The sequence below is a fragment of the Streptomyces griseobrunneus genome (assembly GCF_046713465.1).
In the GTDB taxonomy this organism is placed as follows: Bacteria; Actinomycetota; Actinomycetes; order Streptomycetales; family Streptomycetaceae; genus Streptomyces; species Streptomyces microflavus.
Genome location: NZ_CP177080.1, coordinates 5,769,235 through 5,788,044 on the forward strand (window position 1 = coordinate 5,769,235; position 18,810 = coordinate 5,788,044).

17 protein-coding genes and 1 pseudogene are annotated in these 18,810 nt (G+C 71.0%); 8 read left to right on the plus strand and 10 right to left on the minus strand.

Going from position 1 to position 18,810, the window contains the following annotated elements:
• The first annotated feature begins 90 nt into the window (after nt 1–90).
• Together ACK8N7_RS26100 and ACK8N7_RS26105 are read left to right on the plus strand one after the other, a co-directional pair.
• Nucleotides 91–747 carry a pirin family protein gene (locus tag ACK8N7_RS26100; protein ID WP_500444269.1) on the plus strand — a complete coding sequence of 219 codons (657 nt, stop codon included), beginning with the start codon at nt 91–93 and terminating at the stop codon, nt 745–747.
• A gap of 52 nt (nt 748–799) precedes the next feature.
• A complete protein-coding gene (locus ACK8N7_RS26105; RefSeq protein ID WP_500444270.1) occupies nt 800–1,132 on the plus strand; it encodes a hypothetical protein in 333 nt (110 codons plus the stop codon).
• A gap of 253 nt (nt 1,133–1,385) precedes the next feature.
• Here the strand turns inward: ACK8N7_RS26105 and ACK8N7_RS26110 are convergent.
• Nucleotides 1,386–2,210: pseudogene (locus tag ACK8N7_RS26110) on the minus strand (helix-turn-helix domain-containing protein).
• Between the two features lie 84 nt (nt 2,211–2,294).
• Here ACK8N7_RS26110 and ACK8N7_RS26115 point away from each other — a divergent pair.
• Nucleotides 2,295–2,777, plus strand: a complete 483-nt coding sequence (locus ACK8N7_RS26115; protein ID WP_500444271.1) for an ATP-binding protein — start codon at nt 2,295–2,297, stop codon at nt 2,775–2,777.
• On the opposite strand, the gene ACK8N7_RS26120 is transcribed toward ACK8N7_RS26115, so the two are convergent.
• Nucleotides 2,743–3,558: a serine hydrolase domain-containing protein gene (locus tag ACK8N7_RS26120; RefSeq protein ID WP_403208435.1), complete on the minus strand. Its 816-nt coding sequence runs from the start codon at nt 3,556–3,558 to the stop codon at nt 2,743–2,745. The two genes, ACK8N7_RS26115 and ACK8N7_RS26120, sit on opposite strands and share 35 nt — an antisense overlap.
• A gap of 146 nt (nt 3,559–3,704) precedes the next feature.
• Between ACK8N7_RS26120 and ACK8N7_RS26125 the strand changes: the two genes are divergently transcribed.
• The 3 genes from ACK8N7_RS26125 (at nt 3,705) to ACK8N7_RS26135 (ending at nt 5,876) form a co-directional block, all read left to right on the plus strand.
• Nucleotides 3,705–4,244, plus strand: a complete 540-nt coding sequence (locus ACK8N7_RS26125; RefSeq protein WP_403209075.1) for a hypothetical protein — start codon at nt 3,705–3,707, stop codon at nt 4,242–4,244.
• A 103-nt stretch (nt 4,245–4,347) separates the two neighbouring features.
• Nucleotides 4,348–4,857 (plus strand): MerR family transcriptional regulator, encoded by a 510-nt coding sequence (locus ACK8N7_RS26130; RefSeq protein WP_403208437.1) that lies wholly within the window; start codon nt 4,348–4,350, stop codon nt 4,855–4,857.
• Nucleotides 4,857–5,876: an aldo/keto reductase gene (locus tag ACK8N7_RS26135; protein ID WP_500444272.1), complete on the plus strand. Its 1,020-nt coding sequence runs from the start codon at nt 4,857–4,859 to the stop codon at nt 5,874–5,876. The genes ACK8N7_RS26130 and ACK8N7_RS26135 overlap by 1 nt, the downstream gene beginning before the upstream one ends.
• A gap of 18 nt (nt 5,877–5,894) precedes the next feature.
• Here ACK8N7_RS26135 and ACK8N7_RS26140 read toward each other — a convergent pair whose 3' ends face one another.
• The 7 genes from ACK8N7_RS26140 to ACK8N7_RS26170 all read right to left on the minus strand — a co-directional run bounded on the left by ACK8N7_RS26140 (nt 5,895) and on the right by ACK8N7_RS26170 (nt 13,561).
• Nucleotides 5,895–7,160, minus strand: a complete 1,266-nt coding sequence (locus tag ACK8N7_RS26140; protein ID WP_403208441.1) for an acyltransferase family protein — start codon at nt 7,158–7,160, stop codon at nt 5,895–5,897.
• A complete protein-coding gene (locus ACK8N7_RS26145; RefSeq protein ID WP_403208443.1) occupies nt 7,157–8,230 on the minus strand; it encodes an alpha/beta hydrolase in 1,074 nt (357 codons plus the stop codon). Before ACK8N7_RS26145 ends, ACK8N7_RS26140 begins: the two co-directional genes overlap by 4 nt.
• A gap of 129 nt (nt 8,231–8,359) precedes the next feature.
• Nucleotides 8,360–9,049 carry a response regulator gene (locus tag ACK8N7_RS26150; protein ID WP_500444273.1) on the minus strand — a complete coding sequence of 230 codons (690 nt, stop codon included), beginning with the start codon at nt 9,047–9,049 and terminating at the stop codon, nt 8,360–8,362.
• Nucleotides 9,046–10,416: a sensor histidine kinase gene (locus ACK8N7_RS26155; protein ID WP_403208447.1), complete on the minus strand. Its 1,371-nt coding sequence runs from the start codon at nt 10,414–10,416 to the stop codon at nt 9,046–9,048. The genes ACK8N7_RS26150 and ACK8N7_RS26155 overlap by 4 nt, the downstream gene beginning before the upstream one ends.
• 113 nt (nt 10,417–10,529) lie before the next feature.
• Nucleotides 10,530–11,498 carry a DUF4429 domain-containing protein gene (locus ACK8N7_RS26160; protein ID WP_500444274.1) on the minus strand — a complete coding sequence of 323 codons (969 nt, stop codon included), beginning with the start codon at nt 11,496–11,498 and terminating at the stop codon, nt 10,530–10,532.
• Nucleotides 11,499–11,584: 86 nt separating this feature from the next.
• Complete coding sequence (locus ACK8N7_RS26165) at nt 11,585–12,793, minus strand: alpha/beta hydrolase (protein WP_500444275.1); 1,209 nt, start codon at nt 12,791–12,793, stop codon at nt 11,585–11,587.
• 96 nt (nt 12,794–12,889) lie between these two features.
• A complete protein-coding gene (locus tag ACK8N7_RS26170) occupies nt 12,890–13,561 on the minus strand; it encodes a TetR family transcriptional regulator (RefSeq protein WP_015608286.1) in 672 nt (223 codons plus the stop codon).
• 115 nt (nt 13,562–13,676) lie between these two features.
• On the opposite strand from ACK8N7_RS26170, the gene ACK8N7_RS26175 reads away from it, so the two are divergent.
• Nucleotides 13,677–15,296 carry an MFS transporter gene (locus ACK8N7_RS26175; RefSeq protein ID WP_403208453.1) on the plus strand — a complete coding sequence of 540 codons (1,620 nt, stop codon included), beginning with the start codon at nt 13,677–13,679 and terminating at the stop codon, nt 15,294–15,296.
• A 231-nt stretch (nt 15,297–15,527) separates the two neighbouring features.
• Nucleotides 15,528–15,935, plus strand: coding sequence for a peptidase inhibitor family I36 protein (locus tag ACK8N7_RS26180; protein WP_500444276.1), 408 nt, complete (start codon nt 15,528–15,530; stop codon nt 15,933–15,935).
• Nucleotides 15,936–16,002: 67 nt separating this feature from the next.
• Here ACK8N7_RS26180 and aceE read toward each other — a convergent pair whose 3' ends face one another.
• Nucleotides 16,003–18,735: a pyruvate dehydrogenase (acetyl-transferring), homodimeric type gene (aceE, locus tag ACK8N7_RS26185; RefSeq protein ID WP_450385469.1), complete on the minus strand. Its 2,733-nt coding sequence runs from the start codon at nt 18,733–18,735 to the stop codon at nt 16,003–16,005.
• Nucleotides 18,736–18,810: the final 75 nt, after the last annotated feature.

Below are 18,810 nucleotides of genomic sequence, written 5' to 3' on the forward strand. Positions count from 1 at the left end.
TACGGGGGCGTCCGGCCCGCCGCGTACGGGACCACGTGGCCGGGTGGCCGCCGCTCCCGGAAGAAGGGGCGACCGAGCTACCGTGGCCAGGTGATTTCCGTACACCGGTCCGAGGACCGCTACCGGGGCGGCGAGCCGGATGCCGGTATCGAGACCAGGCACGCCCTGTCCTTCGGCTCCTTCTACGACCCCGGCAACCTCCGCTTCGGCCCGATCCTGGCCTGCAACGAGGAGCGCCTGGCCCCCGGTGCGGGCTTCGACGAGCACCCGCACAGCCATACGGAGATCGTCACCTGGGTGGTCGAGGGCGAGCTGACCCATCGCGACTCGGCCGGCCACTCCACCGTCGTACGCGCCGGGGACGTCGCCCATCTCAGCGCCGCCGCAGGAGTCCGCCACGTCGAACGCAACGACGGCCCCGACCCGTTGACCTTCCTCCAGATGTGGCTGGCCCCCCTGGAGACGGGCGCCGAACCCTCGTACACGGTCGTCCGCGGCATCGCGGACTCGACCCCGTACGCCTTGCCCGCCGCCGGTGCCATGCTGCACGTCCGCAGGCTCTCGGAGGGCGAGCGCACGGCACTGCCGGACGCGGTGCGCCTGTACGTGCATGTGGTGCGGGGGCGAGTCGGCCTGGGCGGTGGGGAGTTGGGCCCGGGGGACGCGGCCCGGATCACGGGTGCGGAGGACCTGGAAGCGGTCGCGGTGACGGGGGCGGAGTTCGTGGTCTGGGAGATGGCCGGCTGAGAGCAGGGCCCCAGGCTCAGGCGGGCGGCGGGGCCGGGGCAGGATGACCCCCGTGACCGCGATCATTGTCGAGATACACGTACCGCTACGGGTGGCGCCGGACCTGCCGGCCGGCGCCTATCCGTTCCCGTGGATCGACCAGGTGGAGGACTTCCTGGCCGATCTTGAGGACGAGGACGCCGTGGCGGTCTTCGAGGGCGAGGAGGACGGGGACGCCTACGTCTTCCTGGTCACCGGAGCCGCCTGCGAAGAACTCCTGGCGGTGGCTGCCCGCGTGGCCGCGCTGCCCGGGGTTCCGGCGGGAGCGTTCGCGGTCGTCAGCGACGACGAGGCCGAGGAGTTCGGGCGTGGGCGGCGGGTGGCGCTTCCGCTGACCGAGGCGTGAGGGGGAGGAACGATGCAGCGGCCCGCACGGGGGCCCGCGTATCAGGGACCTGCGGAACCGGCGCGGCGCCGTGAGCAAGCCGGGCGGTACGGGGACGGGTTGCTGCCCCGTACCGACACTGCTCGGTGACGGCGGGTCAGCGCAGTCCGTCCACGAACGCCTGCCAGGCGGGGGCGCCGGTCACGGTGCACTCGACGAGTCGCCGCCCGTGGATCCGCTGTAGCTGGACTTACGCCATTCCGTACTCTTCAGGTCAGGGCCGGTCTCCATAACGCTCCTCCATCACGCGGCTGATCCGCGCCACCGATTCCTCGACGGAGAGTGCGGTGGCCTGCAGGCGAGCGTATCGGAGCGAGCCCTCCCTGACCGTGTCGGGGTTGGCCGTCATGTGGCCGGAGATGAGGTCCTCGGTGTAGACGATGTCCGGGTCGTCGTCGAAGCGCATGGTGGTGAACGAGCCAGCCAGGCTCGCGTGTTCACCGGCCTCGAAGGGCAGCACCTGGATCTGCATCCAGCGGTTGGTCGCGGACTGAAACAGCTTGCCGAGTTGGGCTCGCATCACCTCGTGGCCGCCGATCGGGCGGTACAGCACGGCCTCGTCCAGGACCACCCAGCAGAGCGGCGGCTGCTCCCGCTCCAGGATCCGCTGGCGCTGCATCCGGGCGGCCACCAGGCTGTCCAGTTCGTCGGGCATACCGGTGGCCAGAACGGCCCGCGCGTACGCCTCCGTCTGCAGCAGCCCGTAGACCAGCTGCGACTGGTACGTCGCGATGTACGCGGCCTTCGCCTCCATGTCCGCGTACGGACGAAACCAGCTCGGCAGTTGGCTTCGCAGGACCAGCCCCACCAGCCGGGAGAAATGCCCGTCCGTGCTCAGCACCCTGTCCAGGCGCTCGGCGAACTCGCGGGTGGGGATCTTCTTCGTCGTCTCGATCTGGCCGATCAGCTAACCCGAGCAGTAGGGCATGGTGCCCAACTGGCCCTGTTTCAGGCCGTGTGCCTCGCGCAGGCGGCGCAGCTCCGAGCCGAAGTAGTCCAGCGGGGAGGCGAAGGGGTCGAGCGTTTGGATGTTGGCCACAGCGCGGACCTCCGGTGGGCAACGCCTTGCGGCGTTCGGTTCACGGCGTAGCCGAGCGTAGCCAGGTGGTCGCAGGCTGGGAGCATGAATCGTGTATCCATCCCCCGAATTGATCCAGGGGAGCCCGTCTACCGCGCCGACCTCGCCCTGGGGGAGCACTCCGCCCGCCATCTGCGCCGCATCCTGCGGATCTACCTCACCAGCTGGGATCTGCTCGAACTCGCCCCGGCGGCGGAGCTCGCCCTCACCGAGCTGATCTCCAACGTGGTGCGGCACGTGCCAGGGCGCCGCTGCCAGACCTTCATCTTCCGGCTGCCGACCGGGGACGGCGTACGGGTGGAGGTGGCGGACAACAGCACGGCCGTGCCGCTCGCGATCAAGCGCGATGAGCTCGACGACGGCGGGCGGGGGCTGATTCTGGTCAACGCCGTGACCGACGACTGGGGGGTGGTGAAGCGGAGGGACGGCACCGGGAAGACCGTGCGGTTCGAGTGCGTCGACCGGAAGAGGGCGACGGGCGACCGCGCCCGGTTCAGCCCGCGACCTCCGACAGGACCGCGTCCGTGAACGGGGTCCACGCCTCGGCCGCCCACGGCCCGAAGGCCCGGTCGGTCAGTGCCACGCAGGCGACCCCGGCCGCCGGGTCGATCCACAGGAACGTGCCCGACTGGCCGAAGTGGCCGAAGGTCGCGGGGGAGGAAGAGGTGCCCGTCCAGTGCGGGGACTTTGAGTCGCGGATCTCGAAGCCGAGGCCCCAGTCGTTCGGGCTCTGGTGGCCGTAGCCCGGCAGGACGCCCTTGAGGCCCGGGTGCACGACGCTCTGGGCTTCGAGGACCGTACGGGGGTCGAGGAGGCGGGGGGCCTGGACCTCGGCGGCGAAGCGGACCAGGTCGTCCACGGTGGAGACGCCGTCGCGGGCGGGGGAGCCGTCGAGCGAGGTGGAGGCCATGTTCAGCGGCTCCAGGACGGCCTGGCGCAGGTACTCCGCGAACGGGATGCCGGACGCCTTGGCGATGTGGTCGCCCAGCACCTCGAAGCCCGCGTTGGAGTAGAGGCGGCGGTTGCCGGGAGGGGCCGTCACCCGGTGCTCGTCGAAGGCGAGGCCGCTGGTGTGGGCCAGGAGGTGGCGGACCGTGGAGCCCTCGGGCCCGGCCGGTTCGTCCAGCTCGATCGCCCCCTCCTCGTAGGCCACCAGCGCCGCGTAGGCCGCCAGCGGCTTGGTGACCGAGGCGAGGGGGAAACGGTGGGCGGTCGGCCCGTGCGAACCGAGGACGGTGCCGTCCGCCCGTACGACGGCGGCCGCCGCGGTCGGGACGGGCCAGGTGTCGATGATCCGCAAGCTCTCCATGGACCCGAGCCTAGCGTTCGGTCCGGCGGCGGCCGCACCGCGTCCGAAAGGTGATGAAGTCACCAACTCCCGCTTCCCCGGCCGACTACTGTGCGGAATCGTAGCGCTGCGCACCGCAGCCGTCCGAGGAGGTTTCCGTGTCACCTGTGTCATCGCCCTACGGCCCTCAGCACGCTCCCGCCGGCGATGTCGGCGCCGCGCTCATGCTGATCGACTCCCGGCTCCGGAGCATCCACGAGGGCAGTCCCGAGAGCGATGCCGAGCAGCAGGCGATGATGGCGCAGTTCACCGAGTCCCTGGGGCCCGAAGGTGCCGATGGGCTGCTGGACGGCGTGTGTACGTTGATCTACATGTTCATGACGTGGCTGCGGAAGGCCCACGAGGACCACGACAAGGACGTCATCGAGTACGTGGTCCCGACCCTTGTGGCCTCGATGCGCATGATGCCCATGAGCATCCGTCCCGAGGCCGTCCCCACCATGGCGGGCCTCGTCATCGCCGCGGGCACCGGCCTGAGCCCCAGCCTCTGGCGCAAGCAGTACGGCGACTGGACCGAGGCGGAGATGACTCCCCTGGAGGCGACCGCCTTCCTGCTCGCGGAGCACATCAACCGCATCGCCGACGACGCCGACTTCGCCACCCGGGTGATCACCGACGCGCTGTCCCGGGCGGAGGACGAACTCTGACGTTCCCTGGACGTTCCCTGTTTCCGCTGATGCCCTTGATGCCCGCTGGTTCCCTCCTGCTTCGCTTGCTTAGAGTGCACTCCAAGGATTTAGCGTGGAAGGCATGACGGTGATCGACGGAACTTCCCGGAGCATTCCCGCGACCAGCACACAGCCACAGCCGCAGCAGCCCTCCTCAGGGGTGGACGCCTGTACGGCCGCCCCCAAGGCGCACCCCCGGCCCGCGGGCAAGGACAGCTACACGATCAGCGAGGTCGTCGCCTTCACCGGGCTCACCGCGCACACCCTGCGCTGGTACGAACGGATCGGGCTGATGCCCCACGTCGACCGCTCGCACACCGGCCAGCGCCGCTTCTCCAACCGCGACCTGGACTGGCTGGTCTTCGTCGGCAAGCTGCGGCTGACCGGAATGCCCGTCGCCGACATGGTGCGGTACGCGGAGCTGCTGCGCGTGGGCGAGTCGACCTTCGAGGAGCGGCAGGAGCTGCTGGAATCGACCCGTCGCGATGTGATCACGCGGATCGCGGAGCTCCATGACACCCTCGCCGTCCTCGACCACAAGATCGAGTACTACGCGGGCGCCCGCCGGGCGCCGGAAAGGCACAGTGCCTGATGACCGACGACAGGAACAGGATCGCCACCGTCGAGCTGGGCTCCGGTGGACCGCGGATCGGCGTCCAGGGCCTCGGCTGCATGGGCATGAGCGAGTTCTACGGTGACACCGACGAGCTCTCCGCCAGGGACACCCTGGACGCGGCGCTGGAAGCGGGCGTGACCTTCTTCGACACCGCGGACATCTACGGGCGCGGGGCCAACGAGGAGTTCCTCGCGCCCTTCGCCGGAGCCCACCGTGACGAGATCACGCTCGCTACCAAGTTCGCCGTCGAGAGGACGGACGACCCCGAGTACCGGGCGGTGCGCAACGACCCCGCGTACATCCGGACCGCCGTCGAGGCGAGCCTGCGACGGCTGAACACCGACGTCATCGACCTCTACTACATGCACCGCCGCGACCCGGCCGTCCCGCTCGCCGAATCGGTCGGCGCGATGGCGGAGCTGGTGCAGCAGGGCAAGGTCAAGCAGCTCGGCCTGAGCGAGGTGACCGGCCCCGAGCTGCGTGAGGCGCACGCCGTGCACCCGATCGCCGCTCTTCAGTCGGAGTGGTCCCTCTTCAGCCGGGACGTGGAGAAGAGCGCGGTCGGCGCGGCGGCGGAGCTGGGCGTCACGCTCGTGCCGTACTCGCCGCTCGGCCGGGGCTTCCTCACCGGGGCCTTCACCGACGCGGGCAAGGACCTGTCCGAGGGCGACTTCCGCAAGTATCAGCCGCGCTTCACCGGCGACAACGCCCGTACGAACGCGGCCCTGTTGGAGCCGGTCCACAAGATCGCCGCCGCTCGCGGGGTGACGGCCGCGCAGGTCGCGCTCGCCTGGGTGCAGCAGCGGGCGCAGGTGCACGGCCTGACCGTGGTCCCGATCCCCGGCACCCGTAAGCGCAGCCGCCTGCTGGAGAACGTGGCGGCGACCCGGCTGACGCTGACGGCGGAGGAGCTGGACCTGCTGGAGCCGATCGCGGGCCAGGTGGCGGGGGACCGGTACCCGAACATGAGCAGTACGTCGGCGGCGCGGGAGTAGGCGTCACGCTGGGGCCCCTCACGCCAGCCCCAGCGCGAACACCGCGAACCCCGCCGCCAGCAGCCCCGCCAGCGCGCGGCGGGCGTTCGCGGCCCTGGTGCCCGTCTTCCAGGGGGCGTCGAAGCGGCGCGTGTACCGGGCTATCAGCACCAGCAGCCCCGCGAACACCGGCAGCCACACGATCCGGGCCAGCACCCAGCCCACCGTGTCCGGGCCGGTCGTCAGCCCCGCCACCGCCGCCGTACCGCCGTTCAGCAAGGAGGCCGGTACGGCGGCGGCCAGTATCGCGCTCTGGTGCCAGCACAGGATCGTCATCGCCGACAGGTTGACCACCACCACCGGCGCCCACAGCAGCGGCCTGCGCAGCAACCGCCCCAGCCGGTCCCGCAGCAGGATCGCCGCCCCGCTCTGAGCCGCGGCCAGCGCCACCACCAGGAGCGACGGCGGGTGCGAGTTGGTGCGCACCTCGCCGGGCACGCCGACCATCGACGCCGGGTAGTGGAACGCCAGCAGCAGTACGGCGAAGAGGACCCCGCCCCCGACGAGCAGCAGCCGCGCGCCCCGCTTCCCGATCCGTCCCTCGCCCCACGAGACGCCGAGCTGATAGGCGAAGAGCCACCCCGGCAGGATGTTCAGCACGCTCAGCCAGGACGGCATCCCCTCGGCGAAGGGGCCGTACCGCAGGAAGTCCACCACCGCGACCGACCCCAGCAGGGGCAGCGCCGCCCACCCGCCGAGCTTCCGTGCCAGGCGGATGCAGAGCGGGGTGAGCGCGGTGACCACGGTGTACACCCCGACGAACCAGAGCGGCTGGATCACCAGCGTCGACCCCGTACGCAGGGTGTCGCCTGGTACACCGAGCCAGGACAGCGCGGCCAGCAGCACCGCCCATACGGCGGTCACCCCGAGCACCGGCCTGCCGAGCCGGACCATTCGCCCGCGCAGCCAGGCGGCCGTGGTGGAGGGCCGGCGGTGGTAGGAGAGGACGGACGCGTACCCGCCGACCAGAAAGAAGATCCCCAGCATCTGGAGCACCCAGCTGAGCGGGGCGAAGGCCCCGAACGTCGAGAGCGGGCTGGCGTTGTGCAGCCCGTCCGCGTCGAGCCGGAAGCCGCCGAGCATCCAGTGCCCGAGCGGCACGGCGAGCAGCGCCAGTGCCCTCAGGCCGTCGATGGCACGGTCCCGGTGGGCGGGTGTGGCGGCTTCGACACGGGCGGCGAGCCGCTGCGCGCGGGAAACGGTTCGGGTGCGCGCCGGGGTGCCCGTACTGGCCTGGGCGTTCATCGGGCCGCGCCTTCCACGGCGGTGGTGTCTGCGGAGGTGCCCCGGGCGATCGCCGCGAAGGCCCGGAGTGACTCCGTGCCCGGGGCGAAGTAGCCCGCGTGGCCCTGCGCGTCGCCGGCCGGGATGCGGCGGGCGCCGAACGCCGGGTCCGTGGGGTCGGTGCCGTGGCCGAGCCCGGCGAACCGCACGCTCGGAACGTCGTCGATCCAGTCCGTCGGGTCCTTCGCCGCCCACACCGTCGCCCGGGTCCGCAGCCCGTCCACATCGTCCGCCCGCATACCGGGGGAGCCGAGGACCACCAGGTCGGTGGCGGGCAGGCGGTGCGCGGCGAGGCCGCAGACGACGGAGCCGTAGCTGTGGCAGAAGACGGCCGGTTCGGGCAGCCCGTCGGCGGTCAGCCCCTGCGTGAATCGCTCCAGCCGCCCGGCGCCCGCCTCCGCGAGCCGCCCGGTCGCGGCGTCTATGCCGACGCCCACGGGGGTGGTGTACCCGGCCCAGGCGATGACGGCGGTGCCCGGACCGGCCGCCTTGTGCAGGGTCCTGGCCATACCGTGCGGGGCCTCGTGGCCGGCGACCTTCCGGTCGAAGGTCCCGGCGTCGTTGTCGGAGCCGGGGACCACCACCGAGACCCGGCGCGCCGAGCGCAGGTCCCCGAAGACCTCGGCGACCTGGCCGCGTCCGCGCGGGTCGAACGCGAGGATCTGACGGCCGGGCGCGGCGAGCGAGCGGTAGCGGGGGTCATCGGCGGTGGCGAGGGCAAGGGAGTTGGCGCGGTACCGCAGCTCAAGGGGCGCGCCGTCGAGGTTGCCGACGACGGCTGGGTGCCGAACGAGGAGTAGTTGACGCTTCTGCTTGCTCAACTCCGCGAAGAACGCGGCAACTTCGGTGGGCTTCGAGCGCTCCGGGTCGGGCAGTTCCTCGCCCAGCGCCCGGTCCGCCCGCCACGACGTGGTGCCCGGCGGCGGCCCGGTCAGCGCCTGCTGCGCGTCCCCCGAAACCCAGCCCGCGGTGCCCGTCACCACGCTCGTAGCCAGTGCGAACGCGACTACGGTCCTCGCGTATCGGCGCATCGTGCCCTCCCTCTCCGCTGCCGCACCGAGCGGCGCGAGCGAGAGGAAGGTAAGAAGAAGGTGGGTGAGGGGGCGTCACACCGGGGGGCCAACTGCGATGTACTACCGGGGTAGGGGGTGGGCGAAGGGTCAGGCCCCCGCGTCCCCCGGCGTCACCAGCCCCGACTCGTACGCGAAGATCACCGCCTGCGCCCGGTCCCGCAGGTCCAACTTGGCCAGCACCCGGCCGATGTGTGTCTTCACCGTCTGCTCGGCCAGCACCAGCCGCCCCGCGATCTCCTGGTTCGACAGCCCCCGGGCGATCAGCTCCAGCACCTCCGTCTCGCGCGGGGTCAGCCCGTTCAGCCGCAGGGCCTGGCCGCCGCGCGTCGCCCCCGAGGGCCGCTGCGCCGCGAAGTCCGCGATCAGCCGCCGCGTCACGGAGGGCGCCAGCAGCGCGTCGCCCGCCGCCACCACCCGTACCGCCGCGATCAGATCGGCGGGCGGGGCGTCCTTCAGCAGGAACCCGGAGGCCCCGGCGCGGAGCGCCTCGTACACGTAGTCGTCCACGTCGAACGTGGTCAGCATCAGCACCTTCGGCCGGTGCGCCACCCCGATCGGCGGGTTCAACAGCTCGCGGGCGGCGGCCAGTCCGTCCATCTCCGGCATCCGCACGTCCATCAGGACCACATCAGGGTGCTTGTTGCGGCTGACGTCCACGCCCTGCCGGCCGTCCGCCGCCTCGCCGACCACGTCGATGTCGCTCTGCGCGGCCAGCAGCGCCGCGAACCCCGCCCGCACCATGGCCTGGTCGTCGACGATGATCACGCGGATGGTCACAGATCCTCCGGAGGCAGGGGGTCGGCAGGTGCGGCGGACGGCGCGGTGGCAGGCGGCAGCGGCATCCGGGCCGCGACCCGGAACCCGCCGTCGGGCAGCGGGCCGGTGTCCAGCGTGCCGCCGGTCAACCGTACGCGCTCGCGCATCCCGACCAGCCCGTGCCCGGTTCCGCTCGTCTCCAGCGGTGAACCGCGGGTGGCGGCGGGCCCGTTGACGACGAGTACAAGGAGGTGGCCGTTGTCCGGCGCGACGAGGACCCGGGTGCGGGCACCCGGCGCGTGCCGCACCACATTGGCCAAGGCCTCCTGCACGATCCGGTATGCCGACAGGTCCACCGCCGGGGGCACCTCGCTCAGCCGGGAGCCCCGCCCCGGGCTCAGCTCCTTGCTGAGGGCCAGCTCCGCCGGCAGCCCCGCCCGCACGGTCGCCTCCACCAGCTGCTGGAGCCGGTCGAGGCCCGGCTGCGGTGCCCGGTCGCCCTCCGTGCCGTCACTGCGCAGCACCGACAGCAGCCGCCGCATCTCGCCCAGCGACTCCCGTGCGGCCGCCGCGATGGCCGTGAACTCCTCCTCGGCGGCCTTCGGCAGCCCGCTGATCCGGTACGGGGCCGAGTCGGCCTGCACGGTGATCACCGACATGTGGTGGGCGACCACGTCGTGCAGCTCGCGCGCGATCCGGGTCCGCTCCTCCAGCAGCGTGCGCTGGGCCCGCTCGGCCTCGCTGATCGTCTCCTGCTCGGCGAGCCGGCGCTGCGCCACGCCCCGCTCCCGCACCGCCCCGCCGATCACCAGTACGACCGCACCCAGGATGGTCAGCAGCAGGGCGCTGCCACTGCTGCGGTCCGGTGCGATCAGGTGGAGTACGGCTCCGGCGGCGCCGGTCACCGCCCACACGGCGATCACGGTCCGCCGCGTCTCGCGCAGCCCCAGCGCCAGCAGCAGGAAGAGATAGGCGACGATCACCGGCGGGGTCCACGGCCAGACGCCGTCCGGCTCGGCGGGCTGCGCCAGCACCACCAGCGCCCCCAGGATGTCGGCGGGGAAGATGATCCACCACGCCTGGAGGGGGCGGTGGGCCAGCATCAGCAGCGGTGCCGCCTGGGCCACACCGAGCGCCCCCGCCAGCGCGCCGGGCACACCGTAGTCCGTGGTCAGGACGGTGATGGTGACCGGGATGAAGGTCGAGGCAAGGGCGAGGACCACGACGTACGGGAGCAGCCGCTGCCACCGTTTCGGGGCGTGGGCCAGCAACGGCGTGGACGGATGGGACGCGTGGGACAGCCCGTGGGCGAGCTCCCGCAGATTGCGGCGGGCGGCGCTCAGCAGGCCGTCGGCGGGCGGCAGGGGCCCGGCGGGGGAAGTGGACATGACCGGGCCAGCCTAGGCAGTGGGCCGGGGCCCGGGCGTCATACCGGGGACCCGACCGTGTCCGGTCCGCCTCATACCGGGGTACGGGGTGCGCCCGCTCTTCCCACCGGGCCTCACAGCTCCGCGAGCAGCTGGGCCTTCTTCGCGCTGTACTCGTCGTCCGTCACCAGGCCTGCCTGATGGAGTTCGCCGAGGTGATGTATCCGCTCGGCGATGTCCGCGGGGTCGCGCCGCCCGGCGTTCACGAGGACGGGGGCCGGGACGGCCGGCGCGCTCTGGGTCCGGCGTACGGATTCCAGTACGGCGGCGGCGAAGGGCAGCGACTCGTGCACCGGCCCGTAGCCGAGGCCGAAAAGTACCGCCGCCGGATCCTGGTCGGCCGCGACGCGGCTCACGGCGGCCGGGACGCCGTTCACGGTAGTGCCCGCCGCCGGGGAGCCGGTGGCGTCGGGCCCGTGCAGGTCACCGAGGCTGCCGCCGGTCCGGTGGTCCGCCGGGAGGGCCGCGCGGGGCACCAGACGGAGGTAGCCGTCGAGGGCCTCGGGGGAGCGCCACTCGATTCCGGCCAGTTCGCTCACCCGGTACGTCTGGTCACCGGCCTTCCACTTCGCGCTGGAGGCCCCCGTCCAGAACCACCGGAAGGAGACCCGCTCCCCGTCGAAGGCGGCCCGCCCGTCGTACGCCTTGAACTGCATCGGCGCCTCGAGGGCGGTGACCATGAAGCGGTCGGCGGGCTCGTCGGACGCGGGGCCCAGACAGGACCGGAGCTCGTCCGCGTAATACTCCGCGAGCAGCTCCCGCTCCGCCGGAAGCACCAGGCGGTAGGGGTCGCACCCCTCCTTGAGCTGCCCCGCGGCAGCCTCCAGGAGCGGATCGGCACCCGGTCTCGGGACGACACGCAGAACCACCGTGTCCCGCTTGCCCGGGGTCAGCGTCACCGACGACATCGCAGCGTGCGGGATGCGGCGCTCCCGCAGGCTCTGCAGGAGCTTCGGCGTGCGGATACCCCGTTCGAAGCGGATGAGCACGGAGTCGGTGTCGAACTCCCAGGTGGCATGAATTCCGGCCAGCACATCACCCATGTGCCTCATCGTATGCGGCACAGGCTCACACGTCCCCCCTCGGCGTAAGTCGCAATTAATCGGCTTGTCACGCATATCTACGCGCGTCAGCCCTCCCGCTCGGCGGAGATACCGCTGTGGCAGGCGCCATCGGCGGTCGCGCAGCGGACCGATCCGTATGCGCCGACGCCGATCGCGGCGAAGTTGCCGAGGCTCTCGGTGCCGGGTTCGAAGTAGCCGCTGTGCCCGGCGGCCCCGGCCGCCGAGACCAGCCGGGCGCCGAAGGCCGGGTCGACCGGGTCGGCGCCGTGCCCGATACCGCCGAACTCCAGGTGGGGCACATCCCGGATCCAGTCGTCCTGGTCCCGCATCGCCCAGATCCGGGCATCGGTGTCCAGCCGCGCGGCGCTCTCGGCCCGCATGCCGGGGCTTCCGGCGACCGCGATGTCGGCCACCCGGTCGGGGGTGCCGGCGGCGGCCACCCCGCACACCACGGAGCCGTAGCTGTGGCAGAACAGCGAGACGGTCGATGTGCCGGGCAGCGCCCCGACCATCGCGTTCAGCCGCAGCGCACCCTCCGCCGCGAGCCCGCCGAGCGCCGCGTCCATGCCGAGACCGGCCGGGGCGGTGTAGTCGGCCCAGGCGATGACCGCGGTACGGGTGGCGGGTGCGGCCGCGCGCTCCGCCCCGTACAGGGTCTTCGCCATGCCGACAGGCGCGGAGTTGACGCGGCGGTTCCGCTCCAGTGTCAGGAGGCTGGTGTCGACGCCCGGGACGATCACGGAGACCCTGTCGGCCCGGTCGAGGCTGCCGAACACCTCGGCGGCGCGGCCTCTCCCCGACGGGTCGAAGGCCAGGATCTGGCGGTCCTTCGCGAGCATCGACCGGAAGCGGGCCATGCGCTGGGCCGCCTCGCTGCGGCCGTCCGGCGAGAGTGCCTCGTCGTGCGTCCGCCGTTTCTCCACGGACATCGCCTTCTTCAGGGCGAGCCGGTTTGCGTGGTAGCGCAGGGTGACCGGTACGCCGTTCAGATTCCCCACGACCGAGGGGTACTTGTCGGCGAGGGCGACCTGCTGCCCGGAGGTGAGCGTGGCGAAGAAGTGGGCCATCCGATAGGCCGGCGCCCCGGCCTCGGGCAGCGAATGACCCGCTATCCGGTCCCGCGCCCAGGAGGCGAGGGCGAGCTCACGCTCCCCGTCGGCCTGGTGATGCCGTACGGCGGACCAGCCCGTGGTCGCCAGCATCACGAACACGACCGCGACGGCGAGCAGAGCGCGCCATGCGGTCAACGTGGGGGAGGAGTCGAAAGAAGTCACTGCGCCACACCCTAGGAGACGCGCGCGGATGACCGTGATTCAGGTGAGGTACATCACCCGGCTGCGAAGGATTCAACTGAATTTCTTCACACAGGGTCACAGGCCGCCGCTGTCCGCCGCCTGCCGCCAGTCGCCCGCCAGGGCCGGGACGAGCTGGTCCAGATACTCCTCCGTGAGGTCGCGCAGCGCCTCCACGCTCGAATCGCTGCCCCGGCCCCACAGCTGGCCGGTCACCCGCATCACCCCGGAGAACGCGGCGACGGCCACCCGGGGGCGGGGGTCCCGCTCCACGTCGAGCCCTTCGCGTTCCGCGATCAGCCGGGCGATCTGGTTCTCCAGGGCGACCCCGCGCCGCATGTGGGCGGCGAGCAGGGAGGGGGTCGACTCGATCATCTGGTACGTCCGCATATGGAGATCCACCGTGATGACCTCCTCGATCGCCTCGCCGATGCTGCCCCAGGCGCAGAGCACCGCCCGGCGCATGGCCTCGAAGGGGGCCTCGCAGGGCGGGCGGCGGCGCAGCTCCGCGATGAAGCGGGACTCGACCATGTCCTGTACCGCGAACGTGGTGTCCTCCTTGTTCGCGAAGTAGCGGAAGAAGGTGCGCTGGGAGACGTCGACCGCCTCGACGATCTCGTCGACGGTGGTCCGCTCGTACCCCTGGGTCGTGAAGAGTTCGAGGGCGGCGCGCAACAGGGCGTCACGGGTGCGCTGTTTCTTGCGCTCACGCAGTCCGGGCCGGGTGACGGCTCTCTGCCCGTGGGTCACGTACCAGCCTCATTTCTGCTTGTTTGTCCAGGTCAGCTTACCTGTGAGCTACGCGACAGTTACTGACTTGTGAATGCGTTTGTCAACTGTCAGTGGCTGTCACTAGTCTCCCCGTATGACTAGTCAGACCACCGTCGAGAAGGCGCCTCGGGAACCGGAAGACGGCCCCGCACCCGCCGCGGCCAAGGGGCTTCGCGGCCACCCCTGGCTGACCCTGTTCGCCGTCGCCATCGGCGTGATGATGGTCGCGCTCGACGGCACGATCGTCGCCATCGCGAACCCCGCCATCCAGAAGGACCTCGGCGCCTCGCTCGCCGACGTCCAGTGGATCACCAACGGCTATCTGCTCGCCCTCGCCGTCGCCCTGATCACCGCGGGCAAGCTCGGTGACCGCTTCGGCCACCGGCAGACCTTCCTGATCGGCATCGCGGGCTTCGCGGTCTCCTCCGCCGCGATCGGCTTCTCCAAGGAGATCGGCCTGGTCGTCCTCTTCCGGGTCCTCCAGGGACTCTTCGGCGCGCTGCTGATGCCGGCCGCGCTCGGCCTGCTGCGGGCCACCTTCCCCGCCGAGAAGCTGAACATGGCGATCGGCATCTGGGGCATGGTCATCGGCGCGTCCACCGCGGGCGGCCCCATCGTCGGCGGTCTGCTCGTCGAGCACGTCTCCTGGCAGTCGGTGTTCTTCATCAACGTGCCGGTCGGCATCGTCGCGCTCATCTTCGGCCTGGTGATCCTCAAGGACCACCGAGCCGCCAACGCGCCGCGCTCCTTCGACATCCTCGGCATCGTTCTGCTCTCGGGCGCGATGTTCTCCCTCATCTGGGGCATCATCAAGGCCGGTGAGTCCTGGGGCTGGGGCGGCGGCTGGACCTGGTTCTTCCTCGGCCTCGCGATCGCGCTCTTCCTCGCCTTCGGTCTCTGGCAGACACGGGTACGGGAGCCGCTCGTTCCGCTCGCGATGTTCCGCTCCATCCCGTTGACGGCCGGCACCATCCTCATGGTGCTGATGGCGTTCGCCTTCATGGGCGGCCTCTTCTTCGTGACGTTCTTCCTCCAGGGCGTCCACGGTCTGAGCCCGGTCGACAGCGGTCTGCACCTGCTGCCGCTGACGGCCATGATGATCGTCTCCTCGCCGGTCGCCGGTCTGCTGATCACCAAGTTCGGCCCCCGCGTCCCGCTGGTCGGTGGCATGGTCTGCACGGCCACCGCCATGTTCGGCATGACGACGCTCAGCGAGTCCACCGGCACCTTCGCCATGTCCCTCTGGTTCGCCCTGCTCGGCTGCGGGCTCGCCCCGGTCATGGTCGGCGCCACCGAGGTCATCGTCGGCAACGCGCCCCTGGAGCTCTCCGGTGTGGCCGGCGGCCTCCAGCAGGCCGCCATGCAGGTCGGCGGGGCGCTCGGCACCGCCGTCCTCGGCGCGGTCATGTCCTCCAAGGTCAGCTCTGAGTTCGCGGGCAACTGGACGGACGCGGGCCTGCCCGGCACGCCCGATCCGAAGCTGGAGGAGGCAGCCGAGTTCGGCATGGTCCCCGCCGACGCGCTCGCCAAGGCCCCCGGCATGACGCCGGACACCATCGACACCATCGGCGGCGTCATCCACGACACGTTCATGTCCGGCATGGGCCTGGCCTTCACCGTCGCGGGCTGTGTCGCCGTCGTCGCGGCCCTGGTCGCCACCCTCACCAAGCGCGGCGCGAACGCCGAGGCGGGTGCCGGAGTAGGTCACATCTGACACCCCCTCACGAGGGTTGACGTCTCCCCCGCCCGGGGGAAACACGTCAACACAGCGCACGTCACAGCCCCGCCGAACCCTTTCGGCGGGGCTGTCGCCTATCAGGGTGGCGTGGACCGCCCACCTCTTCCCCGGAAGCTGCCGCGCTGGTCAGGGTGGTCAGGACAGCGCAACGCGCCACCATCCGGCGCGGCGCACGACCACGGGGGTTGATCCACCATGCGTACAACCATGCGTACGAACCGTACGACCGCTCTCGCCGCAGGCCTGGCCGTCACCGCACTCACCGCACTGATCCCGCAGGCGTTCGCCCAGGACCGGGCGGCCGCCGCCCCGGAGGCGTCCTCGGACGTCCGGCTCGGCACCTGCGAGGCGGGCCGGCTCTGCCTCTGGAAGAAGCCCGACTTCACGGGCGCCCGGCAGACGTACGAACTCTCCACCGTCGACATCGAGAGCTGCACCCCGCTGCCGAAGGGCGGCGACGCCCAGTCCCTCGCCAACCGCACCGGGCGGCCCGTCACCACCTACCAGTCGGCCGAGTGCGCGGAGACGGGGGAGTTCGAGACGTACCCGGGCGGCGGGACCTGGCTGCCCCGCTCCCCTTACCAGGTACGGGCGTTCAAGATCTGGGAGAACTAGCCGGGGCGTCCTGACACGCCGAAGGGCGGTGACGCACTCGCGCCACCGCCCTTCGGAACCGCTCTGCTTACGCGTCGCCGCCCGCCGCACCCGGATCGGCCGCGGCCACATCCAGGAGGTCGTAACGGTCCAGCGCCGTCTTCAGGGACGACCGGTCGATCTTCCCCTCCTTCGCGAGCTCGGTGAGCACCGCGAGGACGATCGACTGCGCGTCGATGTGGAAGAACCGGCGGGCCGCACCACGGGTGTCGGCGAAGCCGAAGCCGTCCGCACCCAGCGACTGGTACGCACCGGGCACCCAGCGCGCGATCTGGTCCGGCACCGAGCGCATCCAGTCCGAGACCGCCACGAACGGGCCCTCGGCCCCTTCCAGCTTCCGCGTCACGTACGGGACGCGCTGCTCCTCCTCCGGGTGGAGCAGGTTGTACCGCTCCACGTCCACGGCCTCGCGCCGCAGTTCGTTCCAGGAGGTCGCCGACCAGACGTCCGCCTTGACGTTCCACTCCTCGGCGAGGATCCGCTGCGCCTCGACGGCCCACGGGACCGCCACACCGGACGCCAGGATCTGTGCCGGGATCTCGCCCGCCTCGCCCTGCTTGAAGCGGTAGACGCCCTTGAGGATGCCGTCCACGTCGACGTTCTCGGGCTCGGCCGGGTGCTGGATCGGCTCGTTGTAGACGGTGAGGTAGTAGAAGACGTCCTCGTTCGCCTCGCCGTACATCCGGCGCAGCCCGTCCTGCATGATGTGCGCGATCTCGTACCCGAAGGCCGGGTCGTAGGCGACACAGCCCGGGTTGGTCGAGGCGAGCAGCTGCGAGTGGCCGTCCGCGTGCTGGAGGCCCTCACCGGTCAGCGTCGTACGCCCGGCGGTCGCACCCAGCACGAAACCGCGCGCGAGCTGGTCGGCCATCTGCCAGAACTGGTCACCGGTGCGCTGGAACCCGAACATCGAGTAGAAGACGTACACCGGGATCAGCGGCTCGCCGTGCGTCGCGTACGCCGAACCGGCGGCGATCAGCGAGGCCGTACAGCCCGCCTCGGAGATGCCGTCGTGCAGCATCTGACCCGTCGGCGACTCCTTGTACGCGAGCAGCAGGTCGCGGTCGACCGCCTCGTACTGCTGGCCAAGCGGATTGTAGATCTTCGCGCTCGGGAAGAACGCGTCCATTCCGAACGTGCGGTACTCATCGGGCGCGATCAGCACGAACCGCTTGCCGATCTCCTTGTCCCGCATGAGGTCCTTGAGGATGCGGACGAACGCCATGGTGGTGGCGATCGACTGCTGACCCGACCCCTTCTTCGCAGCCGCGTACGTCTTCTCCACGGGCTGCGGCAGGGGCTTCGCACGCACCACCCGGGTAGGCACATAGCCGCCCAGACCGTTGCGGCGGTCGTGCATGTACTGGATCTCCTCCGAGTCGCGGCCCGGGTGGTAGTAGGGCGGGTAGCCCTCGTCCAGCTGCTTGTCGGTGATCGGGATGTGCAGCCGGTCGCGGAACCGCTTGAGGTCCTCGACCGTGAGCTTCTTCATCTGGTGGGTCGCGTTGCGGCCCTCGAAGTTCGGCCCCAGCGTCCAGCCCTTGACCGTCTGCGCGAGGATCACGGTCGGCTGACCCTTGTGCGCCTTGGCCGCCGCGTAGGCCGCGTAGACCTTCTTGTGGTCGTGCCCGCCGCGTCCCAGGTGCAGGATCTGCTGGTCGGTCATGTCCTTGACCATGTCGCGCAGCCGCGGGTCGTCACCGAAGAAGTGCTCGCGGATGTACGAGCCGGTCTCGGTGGCGTACGTCTGGAACTGCCCGTCCGGCGTGGTGTTCAGCTTGTTGACCAGGATGCCCGTGCGGTCCTGCGCCAGCAGCGGGTCCCAGGAACGGTCCCAGACCAGCTTGATGACGTTCCAGCCGGCGCCCCGGAACTGCGACTCCAGCTCCTGGATGATCTTGCCGTTGCCGCGCACAGGCCCGTCGAGGCGCTGCAGGTTGCAGTTGACGACGAAGGTCAGGTTGTCCAGGCCCTCACGCGCGGCGATGGAGAGCTGGCCCAGCGACTCGGGCTCGTCCATCTCGCCGTCGCCCAGGTAGGCCCAGACGTGCGACTTGGAGGTGTCGGCGATCCCGCGCGCCTCCATATAGCGGTTCATCCGCGCCTGGTAGATCGCGCCGAGCGGGCCGAGACCCATCGAGACGGTCGGGAACTCCCAGAAGTCCGGCATCAGCCGCGGGTGCGGGTAGCTGGACAGCCCGTTCGGGGCCTTCGACTTCTCCTGGCGGAACGCGTCGAGCTGCGCCTCGCTCAGCCGGTCGAGCAGGAAGGCGCGGGCGTAGATCCCCGGGGACGCGTGCCCCTGGAAGAAGATCTGGTCGCCGCCGTCGCCCTGGTCCTTGCCGCGGAAGAAGTGGTTGAAGCCCACGTCGTACAGCGAGGCGGAGGAGGCGAAGGTGGCGATGTGGCCGCCGACGCCGATTCCGGGACGCTGCGCCCGGGAGACCATCACGGCCGCGTTCCAGCGGGTCGCGTTGAGGACCTTGCGCTCGATCTCCTCGTCGCCGGGGAAGAACGGCTCGTCCTTCGTGGCGATCGTGTTCACGTAGTCCGTGCTGCGCATCTCCGGCACGGCGACGCGCTTTTCGCGCGCGCGCTCGATGAGCCGGAGCATGAGGTAGCGGGCCCGCTCACGGCCTCGCTCGTCGACGGCGGCGTCGAGGGAGTCGAGCCATTCCTGGGTCTCTTCGGGATCAAAATCCGGGACCTGGCTCGGAAGGCCGCCAATGATGATCGGGTTGCGATCGGATCCGGAAGCCACACTGTTCCTTCGCTGTTCGGTGGTGCTCTGCGGGGTCTGTTACGGGGAACGTACCCCCGGGACAACTGTGTGTGC

Bases quoted from the DNA above. Each gene is read 5' to 3' on its own strand.
- ACK8N7_RS26145 (WP_403208443.1), bottom strand. From the start codon at position 8,230: ATGCGCCGATACGCGAGGACCGTAGTCGCGTTCGCACTGGCTACGAGC.
- ACK8N7_RS26175 (WP_403208453.1), top strand. From the start codon at position 13,677: ATGACTAGTCAGACCACCGTCGAGAAGGCGCCTCGGGAACCGGAAGAC.
- ACK8N7_RS26140 (WP_403208441.1), bottom strand. From the start codon at position 7,160: ATGAACGCCCAGGCCAGTACGGGCACCCCGGCGCGCACCCGAACCGTT.
- ACK8N7_RS26155 (WP_403208447.1), bottom strand. From the start codon at position 10,416: ATGTCCACTTCCCCCGCCGGGCCCCTGCCGCCCGCCGACGGCCTGCTG.
- ACK8N7_RS26115 (WP_500444271.1), top strand. From the start codon at position 2,295: ATGAATCGTGTATCCATCCCCCGAATTGATCCAGGGGAGCCCGTCTAC.
- ACK8N7_RS26180 (WP_500444276.1), top strand. From the start codon at position 15,528: ATGCGTACGAACCGTACGACCGCTCTCGCCGCAGGCCTGGCCGTCACC.
- ACK8N7_RS26130 (WP_403208437.1), top strand. From the start codon at position 4,348: ATGACGGTGATCGACGGAACTTCCCGGAGCATTCCCGCGACCAGCACA.
- ACK8N7_RS26160 (WP_500444274.1), bottom strand. From the start codon at position 11,498: ATGGGTGATGTGCTGGCCGGAATTCATGCCACCTGGGAGTTCGACACC.
- ACK8N7_RS26135 (WP_500444272.1), top strand. From the start codon at position 4,857: ATGACCGACGACAGGAACAGGATCGCCACCGTCGAGCTGGGCTCCGGT.
- ACK8N7_RS26120 (WP_403208435.1), bottom strand. From the start codon at position 3,558: ATGGAGAGCTTGCGGATCATCGACACCTGGCCCGTCCCGACCGCGGCG.